The 9,754-nt window shown below is 60.3% G+C and carries 8 protein-coding genes; 5 read left to right on the top strand and 3 right to left on the bottom strand.

Going from position 1 to position 9,754, the window contains the following annotated elements; translation table 11 throughout:
* Nucleotides 1-338 precede the first annotated feature (338 nt).
* The 5 genes from lon to cmoB all read left to right on the top strand — a co-directional run bounded on the left by lon (nucleotide 339) and on the right by cmoB (nucleotide 5,891).
* Complete coding sequence (gene lon, locus ACWKV5_RS21630) at nucleotides 339-2,756, top strand: endopeptidase La (RefSeq protein ID WP_123435002.1); 2,418 nt, start codon at nucleotides 339-341, stop codon at nucleotides 2,754-2,756.
* A gap of 186 nt (nucleotides 2,757-2,942) precedes the next feature.
* The gene (locus tag ACWKV5_RS21625; protein ID WP_483842920.1) at nucleotides 2,943-3,335 is read left to right on the top strand and encodes a protease inhibitor I42 family protein; all 393 of its coding nucleotides are present in this window, start codon (nucleotides 2,943-2,945) and stop codon (nucleotides 3,333-3,335) included.
* Between the two features lie 2 nt (nucleotides 3,336-3,337).
* Nucleotides 3,338-3,973 carry a lysoplasmalogenase gene (locus ACWKV5_RS21620; RefSeq protein ID WP_483842919.1) on the top strand — a complete coding sequence of 212 codons (636 nt, stop codon included), beginning with the start codon at nucleotides 3,338-3,340 and terminating at the stop codon, nucleotides 3,971-3,973.
* Between the two features lie 185 nt (nucleotides 3,974-4,158).
* Nucleotides 4,159-4,938: a carboxy-S-adenosyl-L-methionine synthase CmoA gene (gene cmoA / locus ACWKV5_RS21615; protein ID WP_483842918.1), complete on the top strand. Its 780-nt coding sequence runs from the start codon at nucleotides 4,159-4,161 to the stop codon at nucleotides 4,936-4,938.
* Nucleotides 4,935-5,891: a tRNA 5-methoxyuridine(34)/uridine 5-oxyacetic acid(34) synthase CmoB gene (gene cmoB, locus ACWKV5_RS21610; RefSeq protein WP_483842917.1), complete on the top strand. Its 957-nt coding sequence runs from the start codon at nucleotides 4,935-4,937 to the stop codon at nucleotides 5,889-5,891. Before cmoA ends, cmoB begins: the two co-directional genes overlap by 4 nt.
* 131 nt (nucleotides 5,892-6,022) lie before the next feature.
* Here the strand turns inward: cmoB and tadA are convergent, their stop codons facing one another.
* From tadA to guaA, 3 genes are all read right to left on the bottom strand, one after another.
* A complete protein-coding gene (gene tadA, locus ACWKV5_RS21605) occupies nucleotides 6,023-6,520 on the bottom strand; it encodes a tRNA adenosine(34) deaminase TadA (protein WP_483842916.1) in 498 nt (165 codons plus the stop codon).
* On the bottom strand, nucleotides 6,520-7,896 hold the full coding sequence (locus tag ACWKV5_RS21600) for a multicopper oxidase family protein (protein ID WP_483842915.1): 1,377 nt from the start codon (nucleotides 7,894-7,896) through the stop codon (nucleotides 6,520-6,522). Before ACWKV5_RS21600 ends, tadA begins: the two co-directional genes overlap by 1 nt.
* A 212-nt stretch (nucleotides 7,897-8,108) precedes the next feature.
* A complete protein-coding gene (gene guaA / locus ACWKV5_RS21595; protein WP_123435011.1) occupies nucleotides 8,109-9,686 on the bottom strand; it encodes a glutamine-hydrolyzing GMP synthase in 1,578 nt (525 codons plus the stop codon).
* Nucleotides 9,687-9,754 lie beyond the last annotated feature (68 nt).

Here is a 9,754-nt window from a genome sequence, read left to right as displayed (position 1 = left end):
CGCCGGTTTGTTAGATGTGTTTGCTCGCACGAACATCATCAATCAAATCGGCGTTCTTGTTTCTGTGTTTCCCGGGAATCCGTGAAGAACCTTTTTTTTGCTTACTTTTTTTTTGGCGTTTGAAAAAAAAAGTGAGTCGCCGTAAGGGCGAAACCCTAAGCAGCCGTTACCGCAGCAACGGATATGTACACCCAAACCAACAACATGGTCGGCCCAGAGGCCGCCAAGTCACCAGCACCTGTCCAAACCCTGAACACACAACTTGAAATATCCCGTGCCATTGAAACCGCCCCCCACCTGCCCCATCTAAGACCCATACCCCATTGCGCAGGTGCCCCATGAGCGACCAGCAAGAATTCCCCGAAGACCCGAGCGAGTACGACGAAGCCGAGCAAATCGAACACCACGCTACCGGCAAAGGCCTCGCCCTGCCCGGCCAGAACCTGCCGGACAAGGTCTACATCATCCCGATCCACAACCGCCCGTTCTTCCCGGCCCAAGTCCTGCCGGTCATCGTCAACGAAGAACCGTGGGCCGAAACCCTCGACCTGGTCAGCAAAGCCGATCACCACTCCCTGGCCCTGTTCTACATGGACACGCCCCAGGAAGACCCGCGCCATTTCAACACCGGCGCACTCCCCGAGTACGGCACGCTGGTCAAGGTCCACCACGCCAGCCGCGAAAACGGCAAACTGCAATTCGTCGCCCAGGGCCTGACCCGGGTGCGCATCAAGACCTGGCTCAAACACCATCGCCCACCGTACCTGGTGGAAGTCGAATACCCGCACCAGCCGACCGAGCCGACCGACGAGGTCAAGGCCTATGGCATGGCGCTGATCAACGCGATCAAGGAACTGCTGCCGCTCAACCCGCTGTACAGCGAAGAGCTGAAAAACTACCTCAACCGCTTCAGCCCCAACGACCCGTCGCCGCTGACCGACTTCGCCGCCGCCCTGACCTCCGCCACCGGTGGCGAGCTGCAAGAAGTGCTCGACTGCGTGCCCATGCTCAAGCGCATGGAAAAAGTCCTGCCGATGCTGCGCAAGGAAGTCGAAGTTGCGCGCCTGCAAAAAGAGATTTCCGCCGAAGTTAACCGCAAGATCGGCGAGCATCAGCGCGAGTTCTTCCTCAAGGAACAACTCAAGGTCATCCAGCAAGAGCTGGGCCTGACCAAGGATGACCGTAGCGCCGACATCGAGCAGTTCGAACAACGCCTGACCGGCAAAGTGCTCTCGCCGCAGGCGCAGAAACGCATCGAAGAGGAAATGAACAAACTGTCGATCCTCGAGACCGGCTCGCCGGAGTACGCGGTCACCCGCAACTACCTCGACTGGGCGACCTCGGTGCCGTGGGGCGTGTACGGCGAGGACAAACTCGACCTCAAACACGCGCGCAAAGTGCTCGACAAGCACCACGCCGGCCTCGACGACATCAAGGACCGCATCCTCGAATTCCTCGCGGTCGGTGCCTACAAAGGCGAGATCAGCGGCTCCATCGTGTTGCTGGTCGGCCCGCCGGGCGTAGGTAAAACCAGTGTCGGCAAGTCCATCGCCGAATCCCTCGGCCGGCCGTTCTACCGTTTCAGCCTCGGCGGCATGCGCGACGAAGCCGAGATCAAGGGTCACCGCCGCACTTACATCGGCGCGCAACCGGGCAAACTCGTGCAGGCGTTGAAAGACGTCGAAGTGATGAACCCGGTGATCATGCTCGACGAGATCGACAAGATGGGTCAAAGCTACCAAGGCGACCCAGCCTCCGCGCTGCTGGAAACCCTCGACCCGGAACAGAACGTCGAATTCCTCGACCATTACCTGGACCTGCGCCTGGACCTGTCGAAAGTGCTGTTCGTGTGCACCGCCAACACCCTGGACTCGATCCCCGGCCCATTGCTGGACCGGATGGAAGTGATTCGCCTGTCCGGTTACATCACCGAAGAAAAAATCGCCATCGCCAAGCGTCACCTGTGGCCCAAACAACTGGAAAAGGCCGGTGTGTCCAAAGGCAGCCTGAGCATCAGCGACAGCGCCCTCAAAGCGTTGATCGACGGGTACGCCCGTGAAGCCGGCGTGCGTCAGTTGGAAAAACAACTGGGCAAACTGGTGCGCAAAGCCGTGGTGAAATTGATCGACGAACCGAAAGCGGTGATCAAAATTGCTCCGAAAGACCTTGAAGCCTCACTTGGTCATCCGGTGTTTCGCAACGAGCAAGTGCTGTCCGGCACCGGCGTTATTACCGGTCTGGCCTGGACCAGCATGGGCGGCGCGACCTTGCCGATTGAAGCGACGCGGATCCACACGCTGAATCGTGGCTTCAAACTCACCGGTCAACTGGGTGATGTGATGAAAGAGTCGGCGGAAATCGCCTACAGCTACGTCAGCTCGAATCTGAAGTCGTTTGGCGGTGATCCGAAGTTCTTCGACGAAGCCTTCGTCCACCTGCATGTCCCGGAAGGCGCCACCCCGAAAGATGGCCCGAGCGCCGGCGTGACCATGGCCAGCGCCCTGCTCTCGCTCGCACGTAACCAGCCACCGAAAAAAGGCGTGGCCATGACCGGCGAATTGACGTTGACCGGGCACGTACTGCCGATTGGCGGGGTACGCGAGAAGGTGATTGCGGCGCGGCGGCAGAAGATCTTCGAGTTGATCTTGCCGGAACCTAACCGTGGCAGTTTTGAGGAGCTGCCGGATTACCTGAAGGAAGGGATCACCGTGCATTTCGCCAAGCGTTTTGCGGATGTGGCGAAGATATTGTTCTGATTGGTATGTAGTGCCTGGCCCACCGCTTTCGCGAGCAGGCTCGCTCCCACAGGTTGATCACTGCCCCCTGTGGGAGCGAGCCTGCTCGCGAAGGCGTCGGCATGGCCGACAACTCTGCACCGTCACACTTTGTCTCATCTTCAGTTATGCTCGCCGTTCGTCGTGAACGCCGGAGCCGCTGACCTTATGTCCCCCACTCGCTTGTTTGTCCCCCTCGCCCTTTCTTTGCTGGCCGCCTGCGCCACGCAACCGAAACAAAACGTGACCGTGGAAAAACAAAGCCAATGCCCGGTGAAACTCAACAGCGGGCAAAACCTGATCCTGACCCTGCCGAGCAACCCGAGCACGGGTTACCGCTGGGCAATCCAGGATTCGGCCGGTGGTGTGCTGCATGCCCTCAGCCCTGAGGTGTACACCAATCCGGAAGATGCAGGGATCGTCGGCAGCGCCGGTCTTTCGACCTGGCGCTTTCAAGCCTTCACCGCCGGCTCCGGACGTCTACGCCTGACCTCGCAACAACCCTGGGCCCCGGAAGTGTTGCCGGTGGAAACTTTCGACTGCGCAATCTCGGTTAACTGATCGTGGGCTGGCTGATTCTGGCGCTGATGGGCGCGGTGACCTTCCTGTATGGCGTGAGCGTACACGCGACGTTGCTTTGTCTGCTGGTCAAACCGTTGCCGGTGCTGGCCCTGCTCGGCTGGTTGCATGACGCGCCGCCCAGCGACTATCGCCGCTGGATCAGCCTTGGCCTGATTTTTTCGCTGCTCGGCGACGTGTTGCTGGCGTGGCCAGGGGATCTGTTTGTGTTCGGTCTCGGGGCGTTTCTGGTCGCGCATCTGGCTTATCTCAAAGCCTATTTGAGCGATTGCCGGCGGTTGGCGGCGTTACCTTTGGTGATCGCCTTGATCGTTGGCGCGGTATTGTTGGGAATTCTGATTTCCCACGGCCTCGGCCCGTTGCTGATCCCGGTGATTGTTTATGGGCTGGCCATCAGCGCGATGCTCTGGCGGGCGCTGGCTCGTTTGGGCACTGATGTGCCAAAACGCTCGGCGTTGCTGGCGGCGGCGGGCGCGCTGGCGTTTGTGTTCTCCGACAGCGTGATTGGTATCAGCCGCTTTGTGGCGCCGTTTGATGCGGCGCCCTACGTGATCATCCTCAGTTACTGGCTGGGGCAGTGGGGGATTACGGCGTCAGCGTTCACCCAGAAACCGCGCTGAATTCTTCGCGAGCAGGCTCGCTCCCACATTTGATCTGCGGTGAATGCAATATTTGAGTTCGACGAGATCCATTGTGGGAGCGAGCCTGCTCGCGAAGGCGGCATTACTGACAATGCAGCTCCCCGAGTACCCCTTCCAGCCGGTTTATCAGACAACCCGCGCATCCCCCCGTCAATTTGGCTAAAATGCCGGCCTTTTCCACCCATGCCGCTGGAACCGCCGTGAGCAAAGAATCCGATCGCCTTTTCGCCCAGCCTTTGGCCCAGGTGCCTGACTTCGCCTTTAACGAGGACGTGGTGCGGGTGTTCCCGGACATGATCAAGCGTTCGGTGCCGGGTTATCCGACCATCGTGGAAAACCTCGGCGTGCTCGCCGCGCAATTTGCCCAGCCCAACAGTGTGCTCTACGACCTTGGTTCGTCCCTGGGCGCTGTGACGCAGGCGCTGCGCCGGCACGTGCGCACCGACGGTTGCCGCGTGATCGCTGTGGATAACTCCGCGGCGATGGTCGAGCGTTGCCGCGAATACCTCAATGGCCAGGACTCGATGTTCCAGGAGTTGTTGCCCGTTGAAGTGATCGAGGGCGACATCCTCGCCCTTGAGTTTCAGCCGGCCTCGGTGGTGGCGCTGAACTTCACCCTGCAATTCATCGCCCCGGACCAGCGCACCGCTTTGCTGTCGCGTATCCGCCAGTCGTTGTTGCCGGGTGGCGCGCTGATCCTGTCGGAGAAGCTGCGTTTCAATGACCCTGAAGAACACGCGCTGCTCACCGACCTGCACGTCGCCTTCAAGCGCGCCAACGGCTACAGCGAACTGGAAATCGCCCAGAAGCGCAGCGCCATCGAAAACGTCATGAAGCCCGACAGCCTTGAAGAACACCGCGACCGCCTGCTGGCCGCCGGGTTCTCGAAAGTCGTGCCGTGGTTCCAGTGTCTTAACTTTGCCTCGTTGATTGCCTTGCCATGATTGATCTGTCCCCCCTCGCCCGCCGTCTGGCCGGTACACCGCTGGCCGCCTGGGCCAACACCCTGCAAGCGCAACTCGACAAGAAAATGGAGAAGGGTCACGGCGACCTGGAACGTTGGCAGAGTGCGCTGGATGCATTGCCGAAGATCCAGCCAAGCGAAGTCGACTTGCTCAATGGCCTGATGCTCGACACCGAGTGCGACGACGAAACGCGTGCGCAGATGCGTACCGCGCTGATGGGGTTGTCGCCATGGCGCAAAGGACCGTTTGATTTGTTCGGTGTGCACGTCGACACCGAATGGCGATCAGACTGGAAGTGGTCGCGGGTTGCACCGCATCTGGACCTGAAGGGCAAACGCATCCTCGATGTCGGCTGCGGCAACGGTTATTACATGTGGCGCATGCTCGGCGCCGGTGCCGACAGCGTGATCGGCGTTGACCCGAACTGGCTGTTCTTCTGCCAGTTCCAGGCCGTGCAGCGTTACCTGTCCGAACCTAACGCCTGGCACCTGCCATTCCCGTTCGAAGACTTGCCGCCGGAGCTGGAAGGCTTTGATACGGTGTTTTCCATGGGTGTGTTCTATCACCGTCGTTCGCCGATCGAGCATTTGCTGGCGCTGAAGGATTGCCTGGTCAAGGGCGGTGAACTGGTGCTGGAGACGCTGGTGATCGAAGGCGATCAGCAGCAGGTGCTGGTGCCGGAAGACCGCTACGCGCAGATGCGCAACGTGTGGTTCCTGCCGTCGGTGCCGGCGCTGGAGTTGTGGTTGCGCCGTGCCGGGTTTACGGATGTGCGCTGCGTGGATGTGAGCGTAACCACGGTCGAGGAACAGCGCGGGACGGAGTGGATGAAGTACCAGTCGCTGAGTGACTTCCTGGACCCGGACGATCACAGCAAGACTATTGAAGGGCTGCCAGCGCCGATGCGTGCGGTCATCGTGGCCCGCAAGTAATCCCCCGATCTCACTACCAATGGAGATCAACTGTGGGAGCGAGCCTGCTCGCGAAGACGGCGGCACATCCAGCATTGATGTGACTGACATACCGCTTTCGCGAGCAGGCTCGCTCCCACAAGGGCCGGTGTTTATTCAGTAGGTTTCGCGCGGCGGGCCTTGAAAAACTCACTAAGCACCGCCCCGCATTCCTCCGCCAACACCCCGCCCTCAAACAACACCCGATGATTCAAAAACCCTTGGGTAAAGAACTGCCCCTGACTCTGCACAATCCCCGCCTTGGGCTCCAGCGCGCCATACACCACCCGCGCAATCCGCGAATGCACGATCAGCCCGGCGCACATACTGCACGGCTCCAGCGTCACGTACAGCGTGCTGCCCGGCAGGCGATAGTTGCTCACGGCCAGGGAGGCGGCGCGGATCGCGACCATCTCGGCATGGGCGCTCGGGTCGTTGCCGCTGATCGGGCAGTTGAAGCCGCGACCGATGACTTCACCGTCCTGCACCAGCACCGCGCCCACGGGCACTTCACCCAGCGCGGCGCCTTGAGCCGCCAGGGCCAGGGCTTCGCGCATGAAGTCGCGATCACGGCTGCGGTCGATGATGGCAGCGGGACGAATCTGACGCATCACGCCACCTCGATGGCGGCCATCAGGCCGGTTTCCATGTGATCGATCACATGGCAGTGGAACATCCAGATACCGGGGTTATCCGCCACCAACGCCACTTGCGCACGCTCGTTCTTGCCCAACAGATACGTGTCGGTGAAGTACGGAATGACCTTGTGCCGGTTCGAGGCGATGACTTTGAAGCTCATGCCGTGCAAGTGAATCGGGTGCTGATACTGAGTCATGTTCTTCAATTCGAAAATGTAGCTCTTGCCCTTCTCAAGCTTGGCAATCGGGCGGTCGGCGCAGGTTTTGTCGGTGATGTCCCACGCCTTGCCGTTGATCTGCCACAGGCTCGGCGGTTTGCCGTTATCGACGTTCACCGACACCGAACCCACCCATTCGAAATTGAAGTTGAGTTTCTCGGCATTGGCCAGGTCCGGCTCGGCGATCGGATTAGCAGGCAGTGCTGGCGGCCATGGTGTCGGTGCGTCGGTATTCGCCACTGAGCGCAAAGTGCCCAGGCGAACCGGGCCGTTGCGCAGGGACAATTCCTCACCGGCCGGCGGCGCCTTGATCGCCAGGCAAATACGCATGCCGGGGCCAAGCCAGTATTCCTTGCCCAACGGGCGCGGCTCAATGGGATTGCCGTCCAGCGCATAGATCTGCGCTTCGACGCCGGGGATGTTGAGTCGATAGGTCAGGGTGTTATCGAGGTTGAGCACGCGCACCCGGGTAATCTGCCCGGCGGGCAAGTCGATCATCGCTTGCGAGACCCCATTGATGGTCGACAAACGTCCCGCCGTACCGCCACGCGCCGCTTCACGAGGAATGCTAAACGCAACGAACGCGCCCTCCTCATCGACGTGCCAGCTCTTGAGGCTGAGGGTTTTTTCGTACTTGAAACCGGTCGGCTCACGCTCTTCGATGATCAGCGGACCGACCAGCCCGCGACCGAGTTCTTCGCTACTGTTCACATGCGGGTGATACCAGTAACTGCCCGCATCGGGCACGCGGAATTTGTAATCGAAATACTCACCCGGCAGCACCGGCAATTGCGAGACGTACGGCACGCCGTCCATTTCCAGCGGCAGGCGGATGCCGTGCCAGTGAATGGTGGTCGCCACAGGCAGGTGGTTGATGAAACGCACCCGCAGCCATTCGCCCTGGCGAACCCGCAACTCAGTCCCCGGTGCCGACGGGCCGAATGCCCAGGCTTCGGTCTTGTGCCCCGCGACCAACTCAACGTCGAGCGGCGCTGCGATCAGCTCGTAGTCGTGACCTGCGTCAGCGTCGGCCATCTTGCCCAACCAGTAACGCGACGCGCCCCCCGCCCCGACACCAACGACAACAAGACCGGCCAGGCCACCGAGGATTTGGCGACGGGTAAACGACATGAACTCAACTACCTCACATGAAAAGCGGCAGGGCCAAGGCCCGCAAAAGGCGAATACGATACACCCGCAGTTGTGAAAGAAACAGCAAAGCGCCCGTGACGACGGGACGCAGGCTAGGAATATGACAAAACAGGCCCATGAAAAAAGCCGTGTGAACTCACGTTCACACGGCTTTTTTATCCAGCGATCAAACCTTCAAGGTTTGTGCAGGATCACTCCCACTCAATCGTCGCAGGCGGCTTGCTCGACACGTCGTAAGTGACGCGGGAGATGCCTTCGATTTCATTGATGATGCGGCCGGAAACGGTTTCCAGCAGTTCGTAAGGCAGGTGCGCCCAACGCGCGGTCATGAAGTCGATGGTTTCCACGGCACGCAGGGCAACGACCCAGGCGTAACGACGGCCATCGCCTACAACGCCAACCGATTTCACTGGCTGGAACACCACGAAGGCCTGGCTGACCTTGTGGTACCAGTCGGCCTTGCGCAGTTCTTCGATGAAGATGTGGTCGGCACGACGCAGCAGGTCGGCGTATTCCTTCTTCACTTCACCGAGGATGCGCACGCCCAGGCCCGGGCCCGGGAACGGGTGACGGTAGACCATGTCGTACGGCAGGCCGAGTTCCAGGCCCAGACGACGGACTTCGTCCTTGAACAGTTCGCGCAGTGGCTCGACCAGTTTCAGGTTCATCTCTTCCGGCAGGCCGCCCACGTTGTGGTGCGACTTGATCACGTGAGCCTTGCCGCTCTTGGCGCCAGCCGACTCGATCACGTCCGGGTAGATGGTGCCTTGGGCGAGGTACTTGATGTTGTCCAGTTTGTTCGACTGGGCATCGAATACGTCGATGAAGGTACGGCCGATGATCTTGCGTTTCTTCTCTGGGTCGCTTTCGCCAGCCAGGTTGTCCAGGAACTGATCTTCGGCGTTGGCGCGGATCACCTTGACACCCATGTTCTCGGCGAACATGGCCATCACTTGCTCGCCTTCGTGCAGACGCAGCAGGCCGTTGTCGACGAAGACGCAGGTCAGCTGGTCGCCAATGGCTTTGTGCAGCAGCGCGGCAACTACCGAGGAGTCAACGCCGCCGGACAGGCCGAGCAGTACGTTGTCGGTGCCGACCTGGGCGCGAATGTTGGCGATGGCGTCTTCAGCAATTTTCGAAGGCGTCCACAGGGCTTCGCAGCCGCAGATGTCGAGGATGAAGCGCGACAGGATGCGACCGCCCTGCTTGGTGTGGGTCACTTCCGGGTGGAACTGCACGCCGTAGTAGCCGCGAGCGTCGTTGAACATGCCCGCAATCGGGCAGCTCGGGGTGCTGGCGAGGATGTGGAAGTCCTGTGGCATCTTGGTGACCTTGTCACCATGGCTCATCCACACGTCGAGGCCGAACAGGCCGTCGGCGTCGATGTGGTCTTCGATGCCGTCGAGCAGGCGGCTTTTGCCGACCACGTCAACGCGAGCGTAACCGAACTCACGCAGTTCGGAACCTTCGACCTTGCCACCCAGCTGTTCAGCCATGGTCTGCATGCCGTAGCAGATACCGAAGACCGGTACGCCCAGGTCAAACACCGCTTGCGGGCAGCGCGGGCTGTCAGCGACGTGCACGGACTCGGGGCCGCCGGCGAGAATGACGCCTTTTGGAGCGAATTCGCGGATCGCTTCGTCGTCCATGTCGAACGGATGCAGTTCGCAGTACACACCGATTTCACGCACGCGGCGGGCAATCAACTGGGTGTACTGGGAACCGAAGTCGAGGATCAGGATGCGGTGGGCGTGAATGTCGAGGGCCATGATTCAGTCTCGTCTAAGTAATTCAGAAACAGTCGTGATTCAGAAACAACTCGGGGCTGAATAAAACA

This window comes from Pseudomonas oplopanacis (assembly GCF_057128725.1).
The sequence above is the reverse complement of the archived record's forward strand: the minus strand, read 5'-3'. Positions and strand labels throughout refer to the sequence as shown.

Bases quoted from the DNA above. Each gene is read 5' to 3' on its own strand.
- lon (WP_123435002.1), top strand. From the start codon at position 339: ATGAGCGACCAGCAAGAATTCCCCGAAGACCCGAGCGAGTACGACGAA.
- ACWKV5_RS21625 (WP_483842920.1), top strand. From the start codon at position 2,943: ATGTCCCCCACTCGCTTGTTTGTCCCCCTCGCCCTTTCTTTGCTGGCC.
- cmoA (WP_483842918.1), top strand. From the start codon at position 4,159: ATGCCGGCCTTTTCCACCCATGCCGCTGGAACCGCCGTGAGCAAAGAA.
- cmoB (WP_483842917.1), top strand. From the start codon at position 4,935: ATGATTGATCTGTCCCCCCTCGCCCGCCGTCTGGCCGGTACACCGCTG.
- tadA (WP_483842916.1), bottom strand. From the start codon at position 6,520: ATGCGTCAGATTCGTCCCGCTGCCATCATCGACCGCAGCCGTGATCGC.
- ACWKV5_RS21600 (WP_483842915.1), bottom strand. From the start codon at position 7,896: ATGTCGTTTACCCGTCGCCAAATCCTCGGTGGCCTGGCCGGTCTTGTT.
- guaA (WP_123435011.1), bottom strand. From the start codon at position 9,686: ATGGCCCTCGACATTCACGCCCACCGCATCCTGATCCTCGACTTCGGT.